Here is a 24,345-nt window from a genome sequence, read left to right as displayed (position 1 = left end):
AGGAATAATCGATGGCAAGAAGACAATCAGCACGAGCAGCTAAACAAGCCCAGAGAGCCAAGGCTCCTGAAATCAACCCATGCCCCCCTGGTCAGTCTGGAGGTCAATACAAGCCACTCTCAGACTCTCAAGTCAAAACAATTTATAACGAGTCATTACGGATTCTAGAGCAAATTGGAATGACCGACGTTCCAAAAGTTCTTGAAAAGCAGGCCTTAGAACATGGAGCAAAAATTAACTCTCAGAATAGATTATGTTTCCCAGCATCAATGGTTGAAAGCATCATCTCATCCTCCTGCAAAGAATTTACATTCTTCGGTCGAGAATCAAAGCATGACATAGTCGTTGGCGGTGATAAAGTATATTTCGGTACAGGAGGCGCAGCAGTTCAGACTTTAGATATTGATACTGAAGAGTATCGTCCTTCGACCTTAGCAGACTTATATGACTTTACTCGTCTGATAGATCAGTTACCAAATGTAAGTTGGTTTACACGCTGCTGCATTGCAACCGATGTTCATGATAACTATGAACTTGACGTCAATACCGCCTACGCCCTTCTCAAAGGAACAACCAAGCCGGTAGGAATGAGCTTTCATATTGACGAACATGTTGATCCCATAATTGACATGTTTGATATGGCTCTTGGTGGGAAAGGTAAGTTTTCTGAAAAGCCTTTTTGCAAAGCTCATATCAGTCCTGTCATATCGCCTCTTAAATTTGGCGAAGATGCGGTCATGGTTGCCATAGCCTGCATGAAAAGAGGCGTTCCGATTAATAATATTATTGCTGCCATGCCAGGAGCCACCTCACCTGGACCAATCGCAGGGTCACTCTCACTGACCTTAGCTGAAACTCTCTCAACCCTCATAATGACGAATGTTTTTGAACCTGGATACCCAATGATTTTTGGTAATTGGCCTCTTGCTATCGATTTAAGAACTGGCGCTTTCAGAGGAGGAAGCGGCGAGATGGCATTACTCAATGCTGCATCGGCGCAGTTGTCGAACTCTCTAGGTTTACCCTCGGGATGCGCTTCAAGTATGAGCGATGCCAAAGCACCCGATGCTCAAATGGGAATGGAGAAAGCCCTCACTGCCTTGGCATGCGGTTTAGCAGGTGGAAATATGATCTATGAATCATCAGGAATGATGGCAAGTTTATTGGGCGCATCATTTGAGGCCTTCGTTATGGATGATGAGATGCTGTCGCTTGTTTATAGAATGATAAGAGGCATAGAGGTCAATAACCAAAGTTTAGAGTTTGATTCGATTCAATCTGTCGTCAGTGATACGGGTCATTTTCTAGGTCAACCAGAAACCATGCTATCTATGGAAAGGGATTATTTTTATCCATCGATTGCTGACCGAGAGGAGCCGACTGTATGGCAAGAGCAAGGAGCCCTAGATCATCTTAGCAGAGCCAAAACTAAAGCCAAAGAATTACTGAATCACCATCCAAATTATTTATCGGATGAGATTGAGGCTTCAATTAGAAGATATTACCCTATTCTTCTTTAATTAACCTTAATTGGTAACTCTGATAATAGATCAACAACATGGCCGTAACCTTCAGCCCCCAACCCAGCAATAACTGCATCAACTGCGGGAGAAATAAAAGAAACGTGGCGAAATGATTCACGCAGATGTGGATTGGAAATGTGTAACTCAACCTTGTAACCTGAATATGACTTTAATGCATCATGAATGGCGATTGATGTATGAGTATATGCAGCAGCATTGATTACAATCGCATCTACTTTCTGCATAATTGCATCTTGGATCCATTCTACAATCTCGCCCTCATAGTTAGACTGCATAAATTTAACAATATGGCCATCTTTTGATGCTTTTTCTTGGCAATCTATAGCAATACCTTCTAGAGTATCTCTGCCATAAATTTCAGGCTCACGCGTACCTAAAAGATTTATGTTTGGACCATTTATGACGTATATATTCATTTATTGATTGCTTAGTTTTTTGTTAATTGACCGAATAGCCAGCACGTAACCATGCTTACCAAGTCCGCCAATAAAGCCTAACCCACTCTCAGGGACTTGCAAAGGCTTACTGACATTCCGCTTGAAGATATTTTCTATACGGACTTCAATAACTGGCTTACTTTGATTGCTAATTTCACTAATTGCTGAACTAAAAGCATCGTAATTTATCACTGATGATTTTGAGAGTGCAGCTGGATTAATTATGAAAGCATCAAAATTATTAATATCATTAATCAAGCCACTCAAAAGCTCAGATTCATCATCATTTTGACGAAAATCCACTTCGAGACCAAATTTACCTGAAGTCTCAATGCATTTTTGCTCTATAACAGACAAAGATAAGTCATCATTAGCTACCTCATTATGATCACTTAAATCTGATAATCCAGGTCCATTTATTATTAATAATTTACCGTTACTCATTTATTGATTTAGTCCATCATTTTATAAAATTAACAAATATTCCGTGCAATAAGGCCTATCTAACACTCTGGGATATTATATATACCTCAAGGTTTAATGTATATGGGCTTAATCTTACTCTTTTGAAAGAGTCTAGTTAAGAACTAAATTTATATAGTTAATTTTTTAATAAAGAGTCAATTAATGGGCGGTAGTATGAAAATGGAGGATGTTCTCTATCTGGATCTTTCCCCTCTTCATCCCAATATCTTAAATTTATGCAGTGATCTAAATAATCATTATTTTCAAATTCTTCTATTTCTTTCTCATTCATTGGTCCACCCTGAAGATTAAGAGTATGAACTGAGGCTGCAGATAGGCGCTCAAAATAATCTGCTTTAACTGCACACAAATAACGTTTTGCTGCAACATGCTGACGAATCGGTTCGACAACGGAAGCCGGGAAATATTCTTCCAGAAAATTTGCACCTGCCTCCTCATGAAAGTTGTTCACTCCCTTTGCCAAAGATGACTCAGGAATTTCGTTTTTGTAATGACCTATATCATGAAGAAGTGCTGCCACTATTTGAGCACCATCAGCGCCAGCCTCTTCAGCACATTGGGCCGTTTGAAGCATGTGCTGTGCCATCGTGACCTGTTCACCAAGGTATGATTCAGCGCCGCGCCGAAGAAAAATATCTTCAATAAGGTCTACAACATTTTGCGAAGTAATCTCAGTCATTTTTTTTATCTTCTAATGTATTTAGGAGACTGTAAAGTCCATCTAAATCTGTATAGGCTCCTTGTAGGTGGCGCTTTCCAGTTTTTGAAAACTTAGTTCTGGCGTGCATAACTCGAGTGTTATCGAACAGCATTAAATCCCCCTCAGAAAGCTTGAATTGAATCTTCAATTCGTCTCTCTCAATGACCTCGCTCCAGTGACGGTAGGCCTTATAAAAAAGCCTTACTTTATCTTTTGGGACATTAATTGTATCGATTGATCGGTTGTTATATCTGACCTTGATAATCTCATGATTGTCATTTAACTCGATCATCGGGACCCTTGAGCGGAGATCAGTTTTAGAATCAGTAAATCGATAATTAATCCAGTTACTAGCCAAGGTTAGAAAGCTCTCTTCGCTTTCATCACGAAGAATTGAGGCGGCCTTAAAGCCGTCAACCAAGATTGAATCTCCGCCCTCGGTAGAGCTCTCGAGACAATGCAGCAGCTGCACCGTTGGGACAGGGTCTCGGTATGGATTATCGGTGTGAGATCCAAGCCCTAGGTTGGTATAAGCAAGATTGTTTGGGTTGACTTCAGTTCTCACCTCAAACAGAGCTCCATAGTTGGTCTCCCGAGTGTAACCCATTTCACTGATGACTTTTAATACTTGTCCTTCAACTGTCGGGACACCCATTAAAACAAAAAAACCTATGTCTCTCAAGGAGCAAAGCGCTTTTAATTTTATCTCATCCTTGCTCATTAAATCATAGTCAATTAGTGGCAGTCCATTCTCAAAACTATTTTTTTGCCAGAGCATTTTTTGTTTCTCGCTCCTGTCATCAAAGTGATCATTGAGGTCATAGCAATTGGAGAGTAGCCAATCTTGCGTAAAGACTGATAAGTGATTTTCAGGCTGAAATAGGATACAAACATCTCCGTTTTCATCCTTATAAGCCTTCTCTATGGATACATCTTCAGGTAAGTCTTTAACACTAAAGAGTCTTTGGCCATTATTCTCGTTTCTTGATTCAGGCATCTGGCAGTTATCCCTGAGCCAGTAGCTGAAGAGTGAGCTTTTATTCCCATCATTCCAGTCAATCACCAGCTCGTCGCCGACTATAGAAATTTTTTTGATTAAGTCGATTGTATCCCCTTCATGTATAAAGTACTAAAAGTTAAGATTGGCTTTACATTGCCATGTTTTTACTTTTTGATTGTTGGCCAAAGAAAGAGACCTCTTTAGGGTACTCTGGTAACTCAATACTGTAACTAGTACACCTGACAGTTCCAGTTTCTTTCCCTCTAACAACCATTCCAACAAGCTCACTAGGGAGATGGTTTGGTGAAAGAGCTACTGCATCCTCAGCCTTATAGGTCACAATAAAGAGAGATCTTGAATGGGCCGATAAATTCGGCGCTGAACCATGCAGTAACTTTGAATGCATGAGGCAAGCAGAGCCCGCCTTTCCAGTGCACTTTATAGCTTTGTTCTTGTTCGACTCCATAACTTTGTCATCCACTGCACCTGTAAAAATACCATTCTGCCAATGAGAGTGGAGTGGCCCGTTATGTGTCCCTGGGACGACCTCTAATGGCCCATTATCCAGAGTCACATCATCCAAAAAATAAAGCACCGTCATAATGTCCTCATTTGAATGCGGCTCAAAAGGAAAGTCTTGGTGGAACTTTACTTCAGTTCCAGCACCAGGTAACTTGAGATTTATTTTGTTTCCCAAATGAGTGATATTTGGACCAAAGATTTCAGAAACTAAATCCAGTGCATTATTGTCTTTGACAACATCCAGGCAAATATCAGAAATCTCTGCTGGGGAAGTTATTCTTCTAACCGCAGGTGTTTCAGGTGAGTGTGTTTTTGGCTCAAGATCAAATCGAGGTCTGCCGTCCATGATTCTGCCGAAGGGCTCTTTATGTTTTTTGCTCTCCTCAACCCACTTGGATAGCTCAGAATTTAGTGATGCGAGTTGTTCACTGGTAATGGCGTTCTCAAAGAAGAGGTAACCATCCCTATGAAACTGGTCAATTAAGTCTTTATTTTCGTGCATATCAAGCCTCCAAATCGCATTATGTACCAAACTCGAGAAAAAATAAAGAAAAATTTAATGGTTGATTAGAAAGAATATAAAATTATCGCCATGGAAATGCTATTTGAAAATTTAAACTTTATGCACTGGCTCGTTCTTGGGCTTTCGCTTATCATCCTTGAGCTTTTTTTGTGGGCAGTCTTTCTGCTCTGGATCGGAGCCTCTGCTATTACAGTTAGTATATTTTTCTACCTTATGCCAGATACTTCGTGGCCAATACAGCTTCTCATTTTCGTTGCCCTATCTTTAACTTCAACCAGTCTTGCGAAACGTTACTATCCTGTTAAAACTGTTGACGATGAACTGCACGAGAAAGCCAAAACCTTTATAGGAAAGGAGTGCAAGGTCAGCTCCATTGAGGATGGCATTATCAAGGTTCAGATAGGGAAATCGCTTTGGTTCGCCAAGGGGAAAAATCTAAGCATCGGGCAGGCAGTTAAAATCATTAATGTCGAATCTTCGACCTTCATTGTTGAACCAGTCGACTCTTAATTAGGTTAGCTGATTCCGTACTGAGACCTATAGCTCTCTATATCATTTAGGACCTTTGAGTCGTTGCTTGATCTAAGATAATCTATGATGTGTGACAGATTGATGATGCTCAATACTGTCATTCCAAAAATCTGTTCAACCTCTTGTATGGCAGAGAGCTCCCCCGTGCCTTTTTCTTGACGGTCAAGCGCCACAATAACCCCTTTGGCTTTAGCGCCGCAATTGTTAATGATATCTTGGGCCTCTCGAATCGCAGTACCGGCTGTAATGACATCATCGATGATGAGGATGTCTCCCTCTAAAGGATGCCCAACGATGCTTCCACCCTCGCCATGATCTTTCACCTCTTTTCGGTTAAAGCTGTAAGGTACGCTTTGATTGAATTGGTCATTCAGCGCGATAGAGGCAGCAGATGCTAATGGTATACCCTTGTAGGCAGGGCCAAACAAGACATCAAACTTGAGACTACTTGCCACAATCGCATGGGCGTAGAATTTTCCTAGTTCGGATAGATGACTCCCAGTATTGAAGAGACCTGCGTTAAAAAAATACGGGCTCACCCTTCCAGACTTTAAAGTAAACTCACCAAACTTTAATACGCCGGTTTCGAGTGTGAAGTCCACAAAATCCTTCTGATACTGTTCCATCAAATATTCCTAAACAATTAAAATGAATGCAATGAGAATTATAACAATTAATGTCAATGGAATTCGTGCGGCTGAAAGAAAAGGCTTCTTCAATTGGCTAAAAAAACAAAACGCTGACGTTGTCTGCCTCCAAGAGATTAAGGCGCAAGAGGACCAGCTTGATGAGCGCTTTTATCCCGATGATATGCATACCTTTTATCATAGCGCTGAGCGAAAAGGTTATAGCGGGACAGGCCTCTACTGTAAATCTAAGCCTGATAAGATTTCTTTCAGTCCTTGGGATGATATGAATTCGGAGGGTAGAATTATACAGGCCGACTTTGGAGATCTCAGCGTGCTCTCAATCTATCTGCCCTCTGGCTCATCAAAAGAGGAGAGGCAAGCCCTAAAAATGGAGTTTATCTATGAACGTTTTCTACCTCACTTAAAAGACCTGCAGAAAGATGGAAGGAAATATATCATTTGTGGAGACTGGAACATCGCCCACAAAAAAATTGATTTAAAAAATTGGCGTTCTAACCAGAAGAACTCAGGCTTTCTTCCAGAGGAGCGGGCATGGCTGGATATACTTTATGACGAGGTTGGGTATATCGATTCGTTCAGAGAAATTAATAAAGAAGAGTTTCAGTACACCTGGTGGTCAAATAGAGGGCAGGCTTGGTTAAACAATACGGGTTGGAGACTGGATTATCAGGTGGTCAGTGCAAACCTTGCTGGAGCTGCGCATTCCTGCGAGATTTATAAGGATGAGCGCTTCTCAGATCACTCCCCTTTGACTATTGATTATCGAATATGACAGATACAAAACATCATCGAAAAATTCAAAGTTTTGTTAAGCGCTCTGGAAGACTTTCTAAAGGGCAATCACTGGGACTCAATGAGCTATGGAGTGATTACGGGATTAACATAGCTAGTTCAACGCTGGACTTTGAAGAAATCTTTTCGAATCAGAATAATGTTACCCTGGAGGTGGGTTTTGGGAATGGTGACAGCCTTCTTGAGATGGCCATAGAACAGCCTTACCAAAACTTTCTGGGTATTGAGGTTTATGAGGCTGGGGTCGGCAGACTGATCAACGAGGCGAGCAAGAAAAGTATTAGCAATCTTAGGGTCATCAAGGAGGATGCGGTCGAAGTTCTTGAAAACAATATACCCAACAAAAGCATTTCCAATTTCCAACTATTTTTTCCTGATCCTTGGCACAAAAAGAGGCACCATAAGCGTAGAATTGTACAAAAGAGTTTTTTAGATCTGTTATCCAGAAAACTACAAGATAGCGGAATGGTTCACATCGCAACCGACTGGGAGGACTATGCGGAGCAGATAATGGATACGCTTGAATCTCACCCGCACTTTAAAAATCGCGCTGGAGACCATATGTATTCTGAAAGGCCTGAATATAGGCCGCTTACAAAATTTGAAAATAGAGGTCAAAAATTGGGTCACGGAGTTTGGGATATTATCTTTACAAAAAAAAAGGGGGGTTAAATGTTATTTCCTATATTTGTAGTAGTCACTCTTGCTGAAATCTACGTACTGGTCAGTGTCGGTCAAGCGATTGGCGGACTATCGACAGTACTCCTCGTCATTATTACTGCATTTATTGGATCAAGCCTTCTGAGACAGCAGGGCTGGTCTACTATGGCAAAAGCGCAACAAAGCATGGCCGAAGGAAGAACGCCTGCGATGGAAATGCTAGAGGGAGTTGTAATTTTGGTTTCTGGAATCCTGTTGCTCACGCCCGGCTTTTTGACAGACGGTCTTGGACTTCTTGGACTGATGCCATGGAGCAGGCATTACTTTATCAATCACTTCCTCGAAAAGAATGCAGAGAGAGTCTTTAGGTCAAGAAATTCAGTATTTATTCATCGCTCAGATTCAACTGAAACAAAAAACAAAAAAGATGAAACTATTGAAGGTGAGTTTTGGGAAGACAAATAAGCTTAATACCTTCAATAGAATCTAGTTCCTAGCATGCAAGATAAAAACACTCTCGACGATTGGCTCAATTGGCAAGAAGCCCTAATGGAAGAAACAATCGTTCTTGGCCTTGACCGTGTCCAAATCGTCTATGACAGACTATTTCCAAATGGAGTCCCTTACAGCGTAATTACGGTTGCTGGAACCAATGGCAAAGGCTCTACTGTCTCCTTTATTGATAGCATCTATTACCAATCTGAATTTAAGGTGGGTCGCTCTACCTCTCCTCACCTATTGAAATACAATGAGCGCTTCGCAATAGATGGGGTTGATGTTTCAGACGAAGTCATCATCAACGCGTTCGAACTCATTGAAACAGAACGAAACGACGTTACCCTCACCTACTTTGAATTTTCAACGCTAGCAGCATTAATCATCTTTGCAGAGGCCAAGGTCGACCTTGCAATACTTGAGGTTGGCCTAGGAGGAAGACTCGACTCTGTCAACGTTGTCGATAGTGACGTCAGCGTAATCACTAATATTGCGATCGACCATACTGATTATCTTGGTGACACGCGTGAGGCCATTGGCAGGGAAAAGGCGGGCATTATGAGAACGTCTAGACCTTGCATTTGCGGGGACCAGAATCCACCAAAAAGCCTGCTGTCGTATGCCAAAGAAATCAAGACTCCAGTTACTTTCATTTCCGAAGGCTACCCGAGTGATATAGGGCTTGAAGGTGCTCATCAAAGACTCAATGCAGCAGTTGCAATCAAGGCCATTGAAAGCCTCATTGACAAGTTTCCAGTCTCAGAACAAATGATTACTGATGGCGTCAAGACAGCAACTATAAAAGCGCGCTTTGAAAGAAAAATGATAGGGGACAAGCTCATTATTCTTGATGTAGCTCACAACCCAGCTGCGGTAAAAACACTTGTAGATACCTTAGCAGAGTCGCCTATGAAAACAGTCGCTATCTTTTCAGCACTAATCGATAAGGATATTATTGATATGGTCAACCTGGCCTCAGAGTCAATCCAGCACTGGTATCTGGTTCCCTTGTCGTCAGAGAGAGCGATTGAATCAAGAGAGCTTAAAAATAAATTTTCCAACCCAAACTTAACATCAATTTGCGATGATATGAACGACGCTATAAAGCAGTCATTAGCACTAAAAGACATCGAGAGAGTAGTGATTTTTGGCTCTTTTTATACGATTGCTGATGCAACCCTTATTATTGATCAAATCTAATTTCTATAAGAGTGGGTAGATAACTACAAAGCCCTTGAAACTATTGTAAAATTGAATCTATCTATCAGGGAGCTCATGAGCAATTTTTTTAACAACGTTTGGAGTGCTATCAGTTTACTGGCTTGGTCAGATTGGGTTACCCTTATAATTCTCATCGTATTTGTTGTTAGGGGCTTTGTTCAGGGCCTTGCGAAAGAGGTAATCAGCTTTATTTTTGTTATTTTTGCAATAGTCATAGCCTGGCTGTATTACGAAACCTTCGCGAAAACTTTTTTAAACTCCTGGATTAGCTCAGACAATCAGTCGATTTATGCTCTATCATTTGGTGGAATATTTCTGAGTATTTGGTTGGTTAAAAAAGGCTTGTATAGAATCGCGAGCGCCTCATCAAGCAATCAAAACCCAAATGAACTCAACCGCCCATTTGCAAATATTGTTATCAGCCTCTTAATAGCTACCATCAGCTTTAACTATTTAGGCATGATTTCAGATCTCAATACATTTGATTCATTAATAGCAAATGAATCGCTTAGAAATTTTGTCTCATTTATAGTGCTCTTTGCAATATTGACGCTTGCTCTTCTAGCGCTATCAAAGATTCTTAATATTAAGATTGATACAGAAAATCCTTCATTAATGGCGCCTGCTTATGAGGGTATATTAAGAGCTCTGAGTACTTTAGATGTTCTCATCAATGCAAGAAATATTGTTGGACTTAAGAATAAATTTTTTGGCGCAATATTAGGTCTATTCAAAGGAGGTACGTTCGTCTTAATTGCCGTTCTTATTCTTCAAAGCATGTCTTGGGTTACTCAAAATCATGCCTGGGTAGAAACTACTGGCGCACTAAGAACATTTCAGGACTGGTCTGTTGACATCAAGCCAGTCTTGTCAAAACATCTGCTATTTGTTGAATTGGAGCCAGGTGATGTTGTTGTAGAGTTTATAGAAAGCGAAATTTTAAAGGAATAAAATATGTGCGGAATTATTGGAATCCTCTCAACAACAAAAAAAGATGTAGGTCTATACATTTATGATGCACTTACAATTATTCAGCATCGTGGACAAGATGCCGCAGGAATCACGACTGCTAGCAAAGGTCGATTCTTCATGCGAAAGGGTAATGGCCTAGTACGAAACGTATTTAGAACCAAGCATATGGAAAAACTCATAGGTGATATGGGTATCGGCCACATTCGCTATCCGACTGCAGGAAGCTCTTCTGAAGCTGAAGCTCAGCCCTTTTACGTTAACTCACCTTACGGAATAGCATTTGCACACAATGGAAATTTGACTAATGCCAATGCACTTGCGCAAGAAATCTTCGAACAAGATCTGCGACATATCAATACTAATTCAGATTCCGAAATACTGCTCAATATATTGGCTAGTGAAATTGCCGAAGAGCAGAAGCATAGAATTAATGAGAATGATATTTTTAAAGCTGTAACCAAACTTCACCTAAGAGTCAAGGGAGCTTATGCGGCCATCGGAATGATTCCAGGTTATGGAATATTTGGCTTTAGAGACCCTAATGGCATACGTCCTCTCATACTTGGAGAAAGGACAACCAGTGAGGGAACTAAATACATGCTGACCTCAGAAAGCGTTGCTTTGACAGCACTTGGATATAAAATTACACGGGATATAGCCCCCGGTGAAGCGGTTGTCATAGACCGCAATGGGCAGGTTCACTCTCACCAGTGCTACACAAATTCAAGGCTATCGCCCTGTATTTTTGAGTTTGTTTATTTTGCAAGGCCTGACTCAATTATCGATAACATCTCGGTCTATAAGTCTCGACTAAGAATGGGCGAAAAGCTTGCCGATAAAATTAAATCAAAATGGCCGAATGAAAAAATAGATGTCGTGATGCCCGTTCCTGATACTTCTCGAACAGCAGCACTTCAATTGGCTAACCATTTAGATGTGAAGTATAGAGAAGGCTTCATTAAAAATCGCTATATCGCTAGAACATTTATCATGCCAGGGCAAAAACAAAGAAAAAAATCAGTGCGTCAAAAACTAAGTGCAATTGAACTTGAGTTCAAAGATAAAAATGTACTGCTTGTTGACGACTCAATTGTGCGCGGAACAACGAGTAAAGAAATTGTTCAAATGGCTAGATCTGCAGGTGCAAAGAAGGTCTTTTTCGCTTCAGCTGCACCTCCCGTTCGATATCCTAATGTCTATGGTATTGATATGGCAAGTAAAAACGAATTCATAGCGCATGAAAAAACTACTGAAGAGGTTTGTGAGGCAATTGGTTCAGATAAATTAATTTATCAAAACCTTGATGATTTGATTTGGAGTGTTCAACAAGGCAACCCAGCAATTAAAACATTTGATTGCTCATGCTTTGATGGGAATTATCTAACTAATGATATCGATAAGCCATACCTTGATAACCTTGCAGCAGAAAGATCTGATCAGGCTAAAGAGGGCAATATCACCAACGAAAGCTCTGAATTGATCTACAATGATGCTGATTAATCAACAAAACTATGGAAGATAAAGGATTTAAAACTAAATCAGTTCGTGAGGGTCATCAATCCTCAAGCGAGCAGGAACACTCTGCTGCCATTTTTTTAACATCCAGTTATCGTTTTGATAGTGCTGAACAAGCAGCTGAGCGCTTTGAGACAAATCAAGGCAATGTCTACTCAAGATTTACTAACCCAACAGTAAGTGCTTTTCAAGGTAAACTGGCTGCGCTCGAGGGTGCTGAAAAATGTCAGGCGACAGCCAGCGGCATGTCGGCCATCTTTGCAACCATTATGACCATACTTAAGCCGGGCGAGCACATGGTTGCCTCTCGATGTATGTTCGGAACAACCATTGTTCTTTTAAATAGTATTATTGAAAAATTTGGCATTCAAGTTACCTTTGTCGATTTGCCAGATCTTGATGGATGGCAGAAAAGTATTCAAAAGAATACAAAATTATTTCTTTTAGAGACTCCTTCCAATCCTTTGGGTGAAGTTGTAGATATAGAAAAACTATCTGCAATTTCAAAGAAAAATGAAATTGTTCTTGCGGTAGATAACTGCGTAATGTCTCCTGCACTTCAAAGGCCATTATCACTTGGCGCTGATCTTGTGATTCACTCAGCTACAAAATACATTGATGGTCAAGGGAGATGCCTTGCTGGAGCGGTTGCTGGTAAAGCGTCAATTGTTGATGCAATTAGTTCGTTTACACGAAGCACTGGGCCCACACTCAGCGCTTTCAATGCCTGGGTTGTCCTCAAGGGTCTTGAAACTCTGAGCCTAAGAATGAAGGCCCATAGCGAGGGCGCCCTAAAACTTGCTCTTTGGCTTGAAACTCAAGCTTTTGTTGAGAGAGTTCATTATGTTGGACTAGAAAGCCATCCTCACCATAAGATAGCTAGCAAACAGCAGACAGGCTTTGGAGGTATTGTTTCATTTGAGGTCAAAGGGGGTAGAAATGAGGCATTCAAACTCATCAATAATACGAGAATGATTTCAATTACTGCGAACTTGGGTGACGCTAAAACAACGATTACTCACCCATCAACTACAACGCATGTAAGGCTGACAAATGAAGAAAAAGAGCAAACACATATTTCAGAAAGCTTGATTCGCATCTCTGTCGGACTTGAAAATATTGAAGATATCATTGATGACATTAGGCCTTAAGTTGAATTACGCCTCAATTCAACTATGTTAAAATTTATCCATCAAAAGATTTGACAGGACTTATGAAGCAAAACAGCTACTCTTATGAAGATTTAATCCAATGTGGAAAGGGTGAACTGTTTGGTCCTGGTAATGCTCAACTGCCTCAGCCACCGATGCTGATGTTTGATCGTATAACAAATATCAGTGAGAATGGTGGTGACTATGGCAAAGGTGGGATGACTGCTGAGCTCGATATAAATAAAGATTTATGGTTTTTTGATTGCCACTTTAATGAGGACCCGGTGATGCCTGGATGCTTAGGTGTGGATGCTATGTGGCAGTTAGTCGGTTTTTATCTTGGCTGGCTAGGTGGCCCTGGAAGGGGTCGTGCGCTTGGTTCAGGCCAAGTCAAGTTCACAGGACAAGTCCTCCCAACAAGCAAAAAAGTGACATACAACGTAAGCCTTTCGAGAGTTATTGCGCGAAAACTTTATATGGGAATTGCCGATGCTACTATGGAGGTTGATGGCAAAACTATCTATGAGGCAACAAACCTTAAGGTTGGATTGTTTACTGATACCTCAGCATTCTGATGAATAGAGTCGTAGTTACTGGTATGGGCATCGTTAGCAGTCTTGGTGCTAATAAATTAGAAGTCTTAGAGTCCCTTAAGTCAGCAAAATCTGGAATTGCGTTTAGCGAAAAATATAGGGAGATGGGTCTAAGATCTCATGTTCATGGTTCTATTCCAGAAGTTGATACTAGCGAGATTATTGACCGTAAGATGCTCAGGTTTATGGCAGATGCAGCAATTTACAATGCTGTAGCCTTAGACGAGGCTATCAAAGAATCTGGCCTGAGTCCTGAAATGATTTCTCATGAAAGAACAGGTCTCATTATGGGCTCTGGCGGAGCCTCCAATCAAAATATTGTAGAGTCGGCGGATATTTTAAGAGAGAGAGGCATCAAAAGAGTTGGGCCTTACCGCGTTCCAAGAACAATGGGCTCAACAACCTCAGCATGTCTTTCTACCCTATTTAAAATCAAAGGTATTAACTATTCAATCAGTTCTGCTTGCTCAACCAGTGCTCACTGCATTGGAAATGCAATGGAACAAATCCAGTTGGGTAAACAAGATGTAGTCTTTGCAGGTGGAGGAGAAGAGCTTGATTGGTCTCTAACTATGTTGTTCGATGCAATGGGCGCCCTCTCTTCAAAATACAATGATTCACCTTCACAGGCGTCGCGCGCTTTTGATGCGGATAGAGATGGGTTCGTTATTTCAGGAGGTGGAGGCGCTCTAGTTCTTGAATCTTTAGATCATGCACAAGCCCGTGGGGCAAAAATTATTGCTGAGCTTGTTGGCTATGGAGCAACTTCGGATGGCTATGATATGGTAGCACCTTCTGGAGAAGGAGCTAAAAGATGCATGGAGATAGCAACTGCTAGTGTAAGCGGCGCCATCGATTATATTAATGCTCACGGCACATCAACTCCTGTTGGAGATGTCAAAGAGCTTGGCGCAATAAAAGAGGTTTTTGGGGATAATATACCTCTCATAGGTTCTACTAAGTCTTTGTCTGGGCATGCTCTTGGAGCGGCAGGGGTTAATGAGTCAATCTACTCACTCTTAATGCTTCAAAATGACTTTGTTGCTGAATCTGTTAATATTGAAAATCTTGACATTGAAGCCACTGGAATGCCTATTGTGATGGAAACAAAAGATGTAAAACTGAGCCGAGTACTTTCAAATAGTTTTGGCTTCGGTGGAACTAATGCTTGTCTTGTTTTTGAGAAATTTAGCTAATATAGCCGACTAAGGCCTGGCATCAATCTCTTTTTTCTCTTTTTCAGATGGGAGCATATCCTCCTTTGAAATCCCAAGGGCAAGAATCATTGAACTTGCAACATAAATTGAAGAGTAGGTTCCAATAATAACACCCACAATCAACGCACCAGCAAAGCTGTTGATTACTTCACCGCCTAAATAAAACAAAGCAAGAAGAACGAGCAAAGTCGTAAGTGAGGTCATGATTGTTCGAGATAATGTCTGGTTAAGGGCTTCATTGACGATAGGCTCAGGCTCTACATGACGAGTTGCCAAAAAGTTTTCACGTATTCTATCAAAGACAACAATCGTGTCATTCAGAGAATAACCAATAACTGCAAGGATAGCTGCTAGAACTGTCAAATCAAATTCAATCTGAAGAATCGAAAAAACTCCGAGAGTGATAATGACATCATGAACTATAGCTGCAATTGAACCCAAGGCGAATCGATATTCGAATCTGAATGCGACATAGATTAATATACCTATAAGGGCATATAGCATCGCAAGCCCGCCATCATTAGTGAGCTCTTCTCCTACCTTTGGACCAACAAATTCGACTCTCCTTACATCAATACCTTCACCTAGCATCCTGATAATAGATGAGCTTAACTTTGCACTAGATGTTGCTTGTGGCTCTAACTGAATAAGCACCTCAGTGTCTGAGCCAAAATATTGTACGTTGGCTCCTTTGTATTCTGCTTCTGCAAGTTTAGTTCTTATGCTTTCTAGGTCAGCAGTTTTTTCATAACCTAACTCAATTAGTGTACCGCCCGTAAAGTCGATGCCGAATTTTAATCCTTGCAAACCCAAGGAGGCTATTGAAACTATCAGCAAAATGGCAGAGAAAATCAATGCAAACTTACGTTTACCAACAAAATCAATCACAGGAATATTTAAAGATCTGAGACTCATATTGCTAACTCCTCAACTTTTTTACCGCCATAGATTAGATTGATAATTGCTCTTGAGACAATGATTGCTGTAAACATTGATGTGATGATGCCAATAGTTAAAGTGACCGCAAAACCCTTAATAGGGCCGGTACCAAAACTAAACAACACAATCGATGCGATGAGCGTTGTTATATTAGCATCTGCAATTGTCAGTAAGGCTTTTTCATAGCCGGAGGATATTGCTTTTTGAATATTTTTACTGGAGCGCATCTCTTCTTTAATACGCTCAAAAATTAAAACGTTTGCGTCAACTGCCATACCCACAGTCAGCACAATTCCCGCTATTCCAGGGAGTGTGAGTGTCGCTTGAATCAATGACAAAATAGATATAATAGTAACCAAGTTAAGAGTCAAGGCTAAATTTGCAACCAGCCCAAAAACTCGGTAACGCCATGCCATAAAAATCAGCACTAAGCCAAAACCAACGAGCACAGAAATTAACCCTTTTTGAATATTATCAGCACCAAGACTTGGACCAATAGTTCTCTCCTCAATAATCTCTACTGGGGCAGAGAGAGATCCAGCCCTTAAAAGAAGCGCTAAATTTGTTGCTTCTCTGGCACTATCTAATCCTGTAATTTGAAAACGATTTGAAAAAGTACCCTGAATCGTCGCAGCGTTAATTATATCTTGCGTCTTAGAGCGCTTCTTAACAGCAACGCCATCTTCCATCACGGTTTCTACCTGGTTTTCGATAAAGACAACCGCCATTCTATAGCCTAAGAACTCTTTTGTAGTATCGAGCATAGAACGGCCGCCAGAGCTATCGAGAACAATGCTGACGCTCGGCTGGTTGTTCTCATCCATACTGGAAGAGGCGTCAACTATGTTTTCACCAGTTGTAATCACATTAGACTTTAAAAGGAGAGGCCTGCCATCTTTAAACTTATAAATTTTTGAACCTGTAGGCGTTTTTCCTGATTGAATTGCAGTCTGGACATCATTTTTTTCATCAACCAACCTAAACTCAATAGTTGCTACGGCGCCTAAAATCTCTTTTGCTCTTGCGGTATCTTGAACTCCGGGCAATTGAACCACGATTCTCTCTGTTCCTTGTTGCTGGATGATAGGCTCAGCAACACCCAACTCATTCACACGATTTCTGAGCGTCGTAATATTTTGTTTTAATGCGCCATTTTTTGCATCTGCTTGAGCAGCAGCTGAAATTTCAAGTCCTATTTCAAGTTCTTGCTCACTGCCTTCAGCAATAACCAAGTCAGGTAAGTCCTCTTTTATGACCTTTTTTGCCTCATTTTTGAGCGCTTCACTTTTGAATGAAACAAAAAGCAGATTATCTTCTTTACGGATTTTCTTATACAGCTTGTCTTTTCTGAGTGCCGCTCTAAGTTCATTGTAATAGCGATCAACAGCCATTGTTGTGACAGCGTTCATGTCAACCTCTAAGAGGAAATGAACACCGCCCCTAAGATCAAGGCCTAATGACATCGCCTTTCCACCAAGATTTGTAAGCCACTGAGGAATTGATGGCGCTAAATTAAGAGCTACAACGTAATTTCTTGTGAGCGAGTCTTTCAAAATTGCTTTGGAAGATAGTTGTGATTGAGAGTCATTAAATCTGACCAAAACATTCTTATCCTCAAGAGAAATCGATTTAAAGTTCACCCCATTATCTGACAATGTACCATTGATTTTATCTAGGTCTCTCTGACTGACATCATAGTTACCAGATCCAGAAATTTGAATCGCTAAATCTGAACCATAAAGATTTGGCAATGCATATAGACCTAAAATAAATAGGAAAAATACAATTAGAAGATTTTTCCAGGCTGCGTAATGGTTCATATGGTGTATTTGCCCTTTATTCCGCTTTTTCTATTGCTTTCGTCTTAGCCTTTGACTTACTGGTTGCCTTAGTCATTGGCTTGACACTACCTTTTGGCATTTTTTGATTGATACCTTGCTTTTGAACTTTCATAGAAACGCCCGAAGAAACCTCTATTTCAGCAAAAGATTCATCAACAGCAGTTATTTTTCCAATAACGCCACCATTAGTAACAACTTCATCACCCTTCTTTAATTCTTTCAATAAGTTTTTATGGTCTTTAGCTCTTTTTTGTTGTGGTCTGATTAGTAAAAAATACATCAGCACAAACATTGCAATCAGAAAAATTTCTGGTGGTAGATTCATCTTTCACTCCAAAAAATAATAAAGGGGTTATTTTATCTTAGTTAGGCCGCCCATGTAGCCCTGTAGGACTTTTGGTATAGTAATACTGCCATCAGCATTTTGATAGTTTTCAATCACTGCCACCAATGTTCTGCCAACTGCTAATCCTGAGCCATTTAAAGTATGCAAAAACTCTGACTCATTTGTCTCTGGATTCTTCCATCTAAGCTGCATTCTTCTTGCTTGAAACGATTCAAAACAAGAGCATGAAGAAATTTCACGATAGGCATTCTGACCTGGAAGCCACACTTCCAAATCATAGGTTTTTGCGGAAGAAAAGCCTAGATCACCTGTACAGAGAGTAACTTTTCGATAGGGCAACTCTAATAACTTCAGTATGCCTTCTGCATCATTCGTCAACTCTTCGAGAATATTGTATGATTCAGAAGGTTTTGAAATTTGAACGAGCTCAACTTTCTCGAACTGGTGCTGTCTAATTAGTCCGCGCGTATCTTTTCCATAAGAACCAGCCTCTGATCTAAAGCAAGGGGTATGTGCAACAAACTTAAGTGGCAGCTCAGATTCTTTCAAAATTGAATCTCGGACAAGATTTGTAACAGGAACTTCTGCAGTAGGAATTAAATATAAAGCTCTTGCCTCGCCCTCCTCGCCGTGCAGATGCGTTTTAAATAAATCGGCCTCAAATTTAGGTAATTGACCTGTACCCATTAATGAATCTGAATTTACCAAATATGGTGCATAAGTCTCTTTGTAATTATTATTTTCAGTATGATGATCCAACATAAACTGAGTTAAAGCACGCTGAAGCTTTGCCAGCCTCCCAGTAATAACAACAAACCTTGAGCCAGAAATCTTAGCTGCTGCTGCAAAATCAATTCCGTGTAACTCACCTAAATCAACATGATCTTTAGGCTCAAAATCAAATGGTGTTGGCCCCTCTTTTGGCCAACTTGAAACTTCCTCATTCTCATCTTCAGAATTGCCCTTAGGCACAGAAGGATGGGGTATATTGGGCATTGATAAAGCAATATCACTAATCTTTGACTGAATTTCTTGGAGTTCAACCTTAGCGTTATCAAGCTTTTCACCAAGGTCTGACACCTCTTTAAGAAGTGGCTCAATATTTTTACCACTTGCCTTAGCCTGACCTATAGATTTAGATTTGGTATTACGAAGATTTTGTAACTCCTGAGTCTGAACTTGGATAATTTTTCTTTGATTTTCAAGCTCATTGAATTCGTCAACATCAAAGGAAAAATTTCGTCTTTTGAGTTGCTCAACAACAAAATCTATATTCCCTCTTAAAAGCTTACTCTCTAGCATGATACTCAGTTAAATTAATATGCGTAAATTATACTATGTACTAACGAAGCAGGGTCATTGTTAGCTTGGCATCAGTCTTTATTGAATCACTTCAAAATTAATCGTCTTAATATTGATACTTAATTTCTAGGTTCACTCTCTGATAATCATCTAGGGCGGCATAAGCACGATTATCTTTAGCATCGATATAAGTTCCACTTAAAGAGGCTTGCCACTGATCATTAATGTCCCAATCTAGCGTTGCTGAACTGAGATTGAGGTCATTATTGGAGGATATGACATTAGATAAGCCCCATTTCCAGTCAGAGTCTCCAAAATTATCACTGACGCTGAACATGTAGCTCATGTTATTTCGTTTTGCACCTACACCAACACCTAAAATTGAAGGCGTTAAATAATCATTAGCATAATCCAAAAGATACTGAGAATTAATAGATATAAGCCACTGCCTATCATCGTTTTGAATATCAAATGCCAAGTCCCAATCAAGCCGATCTACTTTAATAAATTGTCCCGTTCGATTGTGCTGAACATTGTTCTTGAGGGCAATATCAAATTTAAGCAAAAAGTCATCAAAAGCCTTGTTCATACCAAAACCTATTAATTGATAAGGGGTTGCATAAACCATCCCATCAGTTAGATTAATGAGCGCATCATTGGGCACTAGTTGACCCAAATACAATGCCATATCACTTCCCTCACTGCTAATTCCGTATCGCATTCCAAATTCATCATAGGTATCATTTTTCAGAATAAGGAGGCTACTCTTCGAAACTTTTGGATTCGTATTGTAAAAAAAACTTAAATCACTATGATCAAAATAGCGGGTGGCGCTTAAAAACCACTGAGGAATCACAGATGGATCTGTCAACCCTCCAGAAGGATTAACAACGTCAATTGCACCGCCTTCGAGCTCACCCCAGCCAATGGTATATTTACCTATCTTAGTGCTCCAGTCATCAAAGCTAAACTGTAAAAAAGCCTGCTCAACCTCTAAATCACTTTTTTCAGTTGAATAATTGCTGTCACTGGGCCAGTATTTGGTTGCCTTTAATTCAACCTCTCCATAACCTGAATCAGAGACGCTACCACTAGTTCCGAGAGTCAACTCTGTTCTTTCTTGAGTGGTACTGTAATCACTTGCAGGATTGAAACCCCACTTTTGAGTCACTCCAAGATCTAGCCAAGGTAATCTTTTTTCTTCAATAGCAGCTTCTTCTCCAAAGATATCACTATCATCAGACCACTCATCAAAATCCCCTTCAGACTCATCAAAAGCAATGTCGTCATCAAAAAATGAGTCGTCTGCATTGACATTCATTAAGAAGGTAAAGCCAAATATTACAAATATTAATTGTCTTAGAACACTATTTAACATCTTAAGATTTATTTGGCCTGTTTGCGAAGATCTTTCAGATATTTCTCTCTGAAGGCCTGATCAGTAAGGGCTCTCTGAGTTAAAAAATCCTCTTTAATGTCCATATCAAAATTGATAGCCTCAAGCCTCATATTGGTTAGCCTGTTACTGACAGTATTAAAAAATGTCAAACTTCTACCCATCCAAACATCATTAATTTTTTCAACTTTACCTACCTCAAGCTTTTTAATAGGATTGGAGTTCTTATCAAACATTTGAACCTTCAAGGTAATGAATCTTTCAGTATCTACCCAACTCTGGGTTTTTCCATAACTACTTTTACTGAGTCGATGAGGCTTTGGTGTCGACTCAATGACGGCAACGTCACGACCTCTAAACTTACCTTGCTCTAGTAATTCATAGGTATAGTCATCGAGCTTTCCGGACTCCTGATCTTCTGTTGTCATTTCAGTTCCAAAAATACTAGCCGACTCAGTCTCCTCGTCATCACTATTTCTGACACTTATTCTCTTCACCTTTCCAAGCGCAGACAAATAGAGCCAGGTCTCATTATCTCTGTCACTATCATCATAGCTGTAAGAGAGCATTCCAATGCCTCTCTCACTGGCTGGCTCAAGAATGATTGCGACACTCTTGGTATCCTTATCATCAACGCCAGTATTGATTTGTGCATTCTCGACTAATTTAACACGGGGCTTTTCAGCACACTTAATCTTGCCATCCTTTTTGCCATATTTACAAGTCGTTAACTTCATTCTGGTGAACGCAGAGTCTGTTGACTTTCTGGACTCTTCGTCAACTCTTTCCATGATTTCTCTTGCGCTCATATCAGTATCAGCACTGACATTAAGACTAAACATTGCTACACAGAAACTTAACATGAGCAGTTTTAAGTTCAAATCATTTCTTACTGGTTTATTCATTTTGAAACCTCTATAAAGTTTAAATTATCATCAACGTCTTTCTGGCCAAATTTTGGCTTGAATATCATTATCAGTGCAGGGAAAAACAACAGGTCACATAGCAGCGCTACAAAAATTGCTAAGGAGCCAAAGCCCCCTATTTTAGCTAATCCTAAATAGTCACTAAAGGTTAACATAAAAAACCCACAACCCAGTATGAGTGTAGTAAACGTAACCGCCTGACCAACCTCTTTTATGGTTTCAACCAGCGCGATTTTCATGTTGTGGTTTTGAGCGAGTGACATTCTGTAATGACTAATAAAGTGAATTGTATCATCGACCGCAATACCAATAATTAAAGGTGCAATCATGAGCGTATCTGTATCCAGCGAAATCCCAAGTAGGCCCATTAACCCAAAAGCCAATGTTGCTGGAATTAGGTTTGGAACAATCGAGATTACACCTGCCTGCAATGAACCAAGTGTCAACATCATAAGCAAACTGATAACAACTGCTGCTATCGCCAAACTCTTAAATTGATTCTTGCTGATATCATCTGCTAGCCTCATCATCAATGCAAATGAGCCAGTAATTTGAACCTTGAGTTCTGGATAGGTTGCTGTAAGCTTGTTAAACTCGTTATTGATATCCTTCTGTATCTCATCAAAAAAATCTTTGTATTCTTCTGATCCTGCATTCCTGAGTTGAACACTAATATGGCTTTTACTGAAATCATCACTGACTAAGGCTCTCCGCTCCTCTGGATTGGAACTATTAAAGAGATAAAGGAGCTGGGAGACTGCAATCTGACTGTCAGGAATAGTTCTGAATTCCTCTGAACTTTGCATAATCGCATGAGTATCTTTAACGAGGTCAGCTAGGGAATTTGTACGGATAATGTAATCACTATAACTATCTTCGATTTTAGTCTGAAGTCTATCCATCGAGCTTAATACCGCAGGATCCATGATTCCATCAGATACAGCAGTATCAACCACTATGACCATGTTTCCAGTCCCCATCATATTGTCATCAACAATGTCATATGCCTGTCCAATTGGAACATCGTCAGAATAAAGTTCAACTAGATTAGAGTCTATTTTTACTTGCGTTGCGCCATACAAAAACACGATAAACCCGCCAAAAAATATGATGGCAATCAGGTATCGAAAACGCTCTACAAAAGCTGGGATTCTGTCTAATAACGGCTGGAGCCACTCTGCGCTCACTAACCAGGTCAAACCAACTTTTTGTGATGCACTTAATAGGGGTTTTGCAAAGAAACATAAAAAACTTAATATCTTTGATTTCAGCAATAGGACTAGAGCTCTAATTCCTTTTTTGTTATAAGTATCTTCATTACTTGATTTTTTAATCTGCATTGGATGCCAGTAATTTAACAAAACGGGTAGCAAGTAGATTGTGTATAAAAAGGCAAAGAAAACCCCTGCCGCGGAAGAAAGGCCAAACTGTACAAACATCGGCATGCCTATTGCAGCAAGTGATGACATACCTGCCATTGTTGTAATGGTTGTTAGGAGTATTGGAACCCCAGTCTTGCCATAAGCTTTAGAGAGTGCCTCATTGTGCTCCTTCCCATCTCGCCTAAAAAACAAATAGGAGCTCATAACATGAACACAGTCTGCAACACCTACCGCAATAACAAGCATTACTGTTAAAGCGATGAGAGTTGTTGATGCTAAGTTCAACCAACTCAGGCCACCAATGACAAACAATATACTCAGACCTATTGCAAGCTGAGGAAGAACAACCGCGCTGGCAGAGCGAAACAAAGTCCAAAGCAAGAGGTTTATGATGACTACCATTCCTACCAATAAGAATGCAGCCTGGATAAGAGTGTCCATAGCTAAAGAGATCATTGCAGAGTTACCAATTGGATAAAAGTTGAAATGCTCAGTCATCTCTGGCTGCTCTGTGATCGCTGTTATAGCCTTCATAAATGGAATATAAAGGGCAGGCTCGTCGGGCTGGTATTCAATTTTTTGGATGACAGCACTATCATCCATGCTAGCATCAAAATCATCACTCCAATCATCGTCAGAAAAAAGAGAGACGTCATCACTAGACTCTTGAACAACTGGAATAGCGCCAAAATCCGTTTTGATAGAGATTGCCCCATAGCGATGATCCTTAGAAAACATAAATAGCTCAAGAGAAGGCTGATCGTCTGCCTCAGAACTAATGGCATTGAGCTTACTGACATCACTTGGAATATTTTTAGGCACTAAGCGGGGCGAACTTAAAACATCGTCATCATTTTTCTGAATTCTAATGTTTGATAAAGATTGAACGCGCTTGATGTGCGATAGTGATTCAACAATATCTGGAGTTAAGCCATACTGGTTAAGCCATACATCATCACTGATTTGCTCATAATTATCTAGAGTCTCTGTGATCTCTGCGATTAAAGTAAGCGATTTATTTGAGAAGACATCACCGTCTTTAGCTTCATAAACAATGAAGAGACCGTCATCACTTCCAAATTGATCCCGGAACTCATCCAAAGCCTCGATTGCAGGGTCGGACTCACTAAACCAGACATCAAATGATGTATCTAGTACAAAACGAGAGGCGCCAAAACCCATAAAAATGGTTGATAGCAAAGCA

24 protein-coding genes are annotated in these 24,345 nt (G+C 40.2%); 11 read left to right on the top strand and 13 right to left on the bottom strand.

Annotated elements, in window-relative coordinates:
* Positions 1 to 11 precede the first annotated feature (11 nt).
* A complete protein-coding gene (locus tag ACMAZA_RS01200) occupies positions 12 to 1,520 on the top strand; it encodes a trimethylamine methyltransferase family protein (protein ID WP_435189307.1) in 1,509 nt (502 codons plus the stop codon).
* On the opposite strand, the gene ACMAZA_RS01195 is transcribed toward ACMAZA_RS01200, so the two are convergent.
* The 5 genes from ACMAZA_RS01195 to ACMAZA_RS01175 form a co-directional block, all read right to left on the bottom strand.
* Positions 1,517 to 1,960 carry a type II 3-dehydroquinate dehydratase gene (locus ACMAZA_RS01195; protein WP_435189305.1) on the bottom strand — a complete coding sequence of 148 codons (444 nt, stop codon included), beginning with the start codon at positions 1,958 to 1,960 and terminating at the stop codon, positions 1,517 to 1,519. The two genes, ACMAZA_RS01200 and ACMAZA_RS01195, sit on opposite strands and share 4 nt — an antisense overlap.
* Complete coding sequence (locus ACMAZA_RS01190) at positions 1,961 to 2,425, bottom strand: type II 3-dehydroquinate dehydratase (RefSeq protein WP_435189303.1); 465 nt, start codon at positions 2,423 to 2,425, stop codon at positions 1,961 to 1,963.
* Between the two features lie 157 nt (positions 2,426 to 2,582).
* Complete coding sequence (locus ACMAZA_RS01185) at positions 2,583 to 3,146, bottom strand: HD domain-containing protein (protein WP_435189301.1); 564 nt, start codon at positions 3,144 to 3,146, stop codon at positions 2,583 to 2,585.
* On the bottom strand, positions 3,139 to 4,230 hold the full coding sequence (locus tag ACMAZA_RS01180) for a gamma-butyrobetaine dioxygenase (protein WP_435189300.1): 1,092 nt from the start codon (positions 4,228 to 4,230) through the stop codon (positions 3,139 to 3,141). Before ACMAZA_RS01180 ends, ACMAZA_RS01185 begins: the two co-directional genes overlap by 8 nt.
* Before the next feature lie 85 nt (positions 4,231 to 4,315).
* Entirely contained in the window at positions 4,316 to 5,191 is an 876-nt protein-coding gene (locus ACMAZA_RS01175; protein WP_435189298.1) for a phytanoyl-CoA dioxygenase family protein, read from the bottom strand.
* 90 nt (positions 5,192 to 5,281) lie between these two features.
* Between ACMAZA_RS01175 and ACMAZA_RS01170 the strand changes: the two genes are divergently transcribed.
* Complete coding sequence (locus tag ACMAZA_RS01170; protein ID WP_435189297.1) at positions 5,282 to 5,722, top strand: NfeD family protein; 441 nt, start codon at positions 5,282 to 5,284, stop codon at positions 5,720 to 5,722.
* A gap of 5 nt (positions 5,723 to 5,727) precedes the next feature.
* On the opposite strand, the gene pyrE is transcribed toward ACMAZA_RS01170, so the two are convergent.
* The gene (gene pyrE, locus ACMAZA_RS01165) at positions 5,728 to 6,369 is read right to left on the bottom strand and encodes an orotate phosphoribosyltransferase (protein ID WP_435189295.1); all 642 of its coding nucleotides are present in this window, start codon (positions 6,367 to 6,369) and stop codon (positions 5,728 to 5,730) included.
* 31 nt (positions 6,370 to 6,400) lie between these two features.
* Between pyrE and ACMAZA_RS01160 the strand changes: the two genes are divergently transcribed.
* From ACMAZA_RS01160 to fabB, 9 genes are all read left to right on the top strand, one after another.
* On the top strand, positions 6,401 to 7,165 hold the full coding sequence (locus ACMAZA_RS01160) for an exodeoxyribonuclease III (RefSeq protein WP_435189293.1): 765 nt from the start codon (positions 6,401 to 6,403) through the stop codon (positions 7,163 to 7,165).
* Positions 7,162 to 7,857, top strand: a complete 696-nt coding sequence (trmB, locus tag ACMAZA_RS01155; RefSeq protein WP_435189292.1) for a tRNA (guanosine(46)-N7)-methyltransferase TrmB — start codon at positions 7,162 to 7,164, stop codon at positions 7,855 to 7,857. The genes ACMAZA_RS01160 and trmB overlap by 4 nt, the downstream gene beginning before the upstream one ends.
* Complete coding sequence (locus ACMAZA_RS01150; RefSeq protein ID WP_435189290.1) at positions 7,858 to 8,310, top strand: FxsA family protein; 453 nt, start codon at positions 7,858 to 7,860, stop codon at positions 8,308 to 8,310. It begins immediately after the preceding gene.
* 33 nt (positions 8,311 to 8,343) lie between these two features.
* On the top strand, positions 8,344 to 9,540 hold the full coding sequence (locus tag ACMAZA_RS01145) for a bifunctional folylpolyglutamate synthase/dihydrofolate synthase (RefSeq protein WP_435189288.1): 1,197 nt from the start codon (positions 8,344 to 8,346) through the stop codon (positions 9,538 to 9,540).
* A gap of 75 nt (positions 9,541 to 9,615) precedes the next feature.
* Positions 9,616 to 10,512 carry a CvpA family protein gene (locus ACMAZA_RS01140; protein ID WP_435189286.1) on the top strand — a complete coding sequence of 299 codons (897 nt, stop codon included), beginning with the start codon at positions 9,616 to 9,618 and terminating at the stop codon, positions 10,510 to 10,512.
* A gap of 3 nt (positions 10,513 to 10,515) precedes the next feature.
* A complete protein-coding gene (purF, locus tag ACMAZA_RS01135) occupies positions 10,516 to 12,033 on the top strand; it encodes an amidophosphoribosyltransferase (protein ID WP_435189284.1) in 1,518 nt (505 codons plus the stop codon).
* An 11-nt stretch (positions 12,034 to 12,044) separates the two neighbouring features.
* Positions 12,045 to 13,199 (top strand): O-succinylhomoserine sulfhydrylase, encoded by a 1,155-nt coding sequence (locus ACMAZA_RS01130; protein WP_435189282.1) that lies wholly within the window; start codon positions 12,045 to 12,047, stop codon positions 13,197 to 13,199.
* Between the two features lie 62 nt (positions 13,200 to 13,261).
* Positions 13,262 to 13,774: a 3-hydroxyacyl-[acyl-carrier-protein] dehydratase FabA gene (gene fabA, locus ACMAZA_RS01125; RefSeq protein WP_435189281.1), complete on the top strand. Its 513-nt coding sequence runs from the start codon at positions 13,262 to 13,264 to the stop codon at positions 13,772 to 13,774.
* Complete coding sequence (fabB, locus tag ACMAZA_RS01120) at positions 13,774 to 14,988, top strand: beta-ketoacyl-ACP synthase I (protein WP_435189279.1); 1,215 nt, start codon at positions 13,774 to 13,776, stop codon at positions 14,986 to 14,988. Before fabA ends, fabB begins: the two co-directional genes overlap by 1 nt.
* A gap of 9 nt (positions 14,989 to 14,997) precedes the next feature.
* Here the strand turns inward: fabB and secF are convergent, their stop codons facing one another.
* The 7 genes from secF to ACMAZA_RS01085 form a co-directional block, all read right to left on the bottom strand.
* On the bottom strand, positions 14,998 to 15,924 hold the full coding sequence (gene secF, locus ACMAZA_RS01115) for a protein translocase subunit SecF (protein WP_435189277.1): 927 nt from the start codon (positions 15,922 to 15,924) through the stop codon (positions 14,998 to 15,000).
* A complete protein-coding gene (gene secD, locus ACMAZA_RS01110) occupies positions 15,921 to 17,768 on the bottom strand; it encodes a protein translocase subunit SecD (RefSeq protein ID WP_435189275.1) in 1,848 nt (615 codons plus the stop codon). The genes secF and secD overlap by 4 nt, the downstream gene beginning before the upstream one ends.
* 16 nt (positions 17,769 to 17,784) lie before the next feature.
* On the bottom strand, positions 17,785 to 18,114 hold the full coding sequence (yajC, locus tag ACMAZA_RS01105; protein ID WP_435189274.1) for a preprotein translocase subunit YajC: 330 nt from the start codon (positions 18,112 to 18,114) through the stop codon (positions 17,785 to 17,787).
* A gap of 27 nt (positions 18,115 to 18,141) precedes the next feature.
* Entirely contained in the window at positions 18,142 to 19,437 is a 1,296-nt protein-coding gene (gene serS / locus ACMAZA_RS01100) for a serine--tRNA ligase (protein WP_435189272.1), read from the bottom strand.
* Positions 19,438 to 19,543: 106 nt separating this feature from the next.
* Positions 19,544 to 20,815: a Tat pathway signal protein gene (locus tag ACMAZA_RS01095; protein WP_435189270.1), complete on the bottom strand. Its 1,272-nt coding sequence runs from the start codon at positions 20,813 to 20,815 to the stop codon at positions 19,544 to 19,546.
* 8 nt (positions 20,816 to 20,823) lie between these two features.
* Positions 20,824 to 21,738, bottom strand: a complete 915-nt coding sequence (locus ACMAZA_RS01090) for an outer membrane lipoprotein-sorting protein (protein WP_435189268.1) — start codon at positions 21,736 to 21,738, stop codon at positions 20,824 to 20,826.
* Positions 21,735 to 24,323, bottom strand: coding sequence for an efflux RND transporter permease subunit (locus ACMAZA_RS01085; protein WP_435190439.1), 2,589 nt, complete (start codon positions 24,321 to 24,323; stop codon positions 21,735 to 21,737). Before ACMAZA_RS01085 ends, ACMAZA_RS01090 begins: the two co-directional genes overlap by 4 nt.
* Positions 24,324 to 24,345 lie beyond the last annotated feature (22 nt).

The sequence above is a fragment of the Pseudothioglobus sp. nBUS_23 genome (assembly GCF_051201565.1).
In the GTDB taxonomy this organism is placed as follows: Bacteria; Pseudomonadota; Gammaproteobacteria; order PS1; family Pseudothioglobaceae; genus Pseudothioglobus.
The sequence above is the reverse complement of the archived record's forward strand: the minus strand, read 5'-3'. Positions and strand labels throughout refer to the sequence as shown.

Coding starts and splice junctions, on each gene's coding strand:
- ACMAZA_RS01200 (WP_435189307.1), top strand. CDS start 12: ATGGCAAGAAGACAATCAGCACGAGCAGCTAAACAAGCCCAGAGAGCC.
- ACMAZA_RS01195 (WP_435189305.1), bottom strand. CDS start 1,960: ATGAATATATACGTCATAAATGGTCCAAACATAAATCTTTTAGGTACG.
- ACMAZA_RS01190 (WP_435189303.1), bottom strand. CDS start 2,425: ATGAGTAACGGTAAATTATTAATAATAAATGGACCTGGATTATCAGAT.
- ACMAZA_RS01185 (WP_435189301.1), bottom strand. CDS start 3,146: ATGACTGAGATTACTTCGCAAAATGTTGTAGACCTTATTGAAGATATT.
- ACMAZA_RS01175 (WP_435189298.1), bottom strand. CDS start 5,191: ATGCACGAAAATAAAGACTTAATTGACCAGTTTCATAGGGATGGTTAC.
- ACMAZA_RS01170 (WP_435189297.1), top strand. CDS start 5,282: ATGGAAATGCTATTTGAAAATTTAAACTTTATGCACTGGCTCGTTCTT.
- pyrE (WP_435189295.1), bottom strand. CDS start 6,369: ATGGAACAGTATCAGAAGGATTTTGTGGACTTCACACTCGAAACCGGC.
- ACMAZA_RS01160 (WP_435189293.1), top strand. CDS start 6,401: ATGAGAATTATAACAATTAATGTCAATGGAATTCGTGCGGCTGAAAGA.
- trmB (WP_435189292.1), top strand. CDS start 7,162: ATGACAGATACAAAACATCATCGAAAAATTCAAAGTTTTGTTAAGCGC.
- ACMAZA_RS01150 (WP_435189290.1), top strand. CDS start 7,858: ATGTTATTTCCTATATTTGTAGTAGTCACTCTTGCTGAAATCTACGTA.
- ACMAZA_RS01145 (WP_435189288.1), top strand. CDS start 8,344: ATGCAAGATAAAAACACTCTCGACGATTGGCTCAATTGGCAAGAAGCC.
- ACMAZA_RS01140 (WP_435189286.1), top strand. CDS start 9,616: ATGAGCAATTTTTTTAACAACGTTTGGAGTGCTATCAGTTTACTGGCT.
- purF (WP_435189284.1), top strand. CDS start 10,516: ATGTGCGGAATTATTGGAATCCTCTCAACAACAAAAAAAGATGTAGGT.
- ACMAZA_RS01130 (WP_435189282.1), top strand. CDS start 12,045: ATGGAAGATAAAGGATTTAAAACTAAATCAGTTCGTGAGGGTCATCAA.
- fabA (WP_435189281.1), top strand. CDS start 13,262: ATGAAGCAAAACAGCTACTCTTATGAAGATTTAATCCAATGTGGAAAG.
- fabB (WP_435189279.1), top strand. CDS start 13,774: ATGAATAGAGTCGTAGTTACTGGTATGGGCATCGTTAGCAGTCTTGGT.
- secF (WP_435189277.1), bottom strand. CDS start 15,924: ATGAGTCTCAGATCTTTAAATATTCCTGTGATTGATTTTGTTGGTAAA.
- secD (WP_435189275.1), bottom strand. CDS start 17,768: ATGAACCATTACGCAGCCTGGAAAAATCTTCTAATTGTATTTTTCCTA.
- yajC (WP_435189274.1), bottom strand. CDS start 18,114: ATGAATCTACCACCAGAAATTTTTCTGATTGCAATGTTTGTGCTGATG.
- serS (WP_435189272.1), bottom strand. CDS start 19,437: ATGCTAGAGAGTAAGCTTTTAAGAGGGAATATAGATTTTGTTGTTGAG.
- ACMAZA_RS01095 (WP_435189270.1), bottom strand. CDS start 20,815: ATGTTAAATAGTGTTCTAAGACAATTAATATTTGTAATATTTGGCTTT.
- ACMAZA_RS01090 (WP_435189268.1), bottom strand. CDS start 21,738: ATGAATAAACCAGTAAGAAATGATTTGAACTTAAAACTGCTCATGTTA.
- ACMAZA_RS01085 (WP_435190439.1), bottom strand. CDS start 24,323: ATGGGTTTTGGCGCCTCTCGTTTTGTACTAGATACATCATTTGATGTC.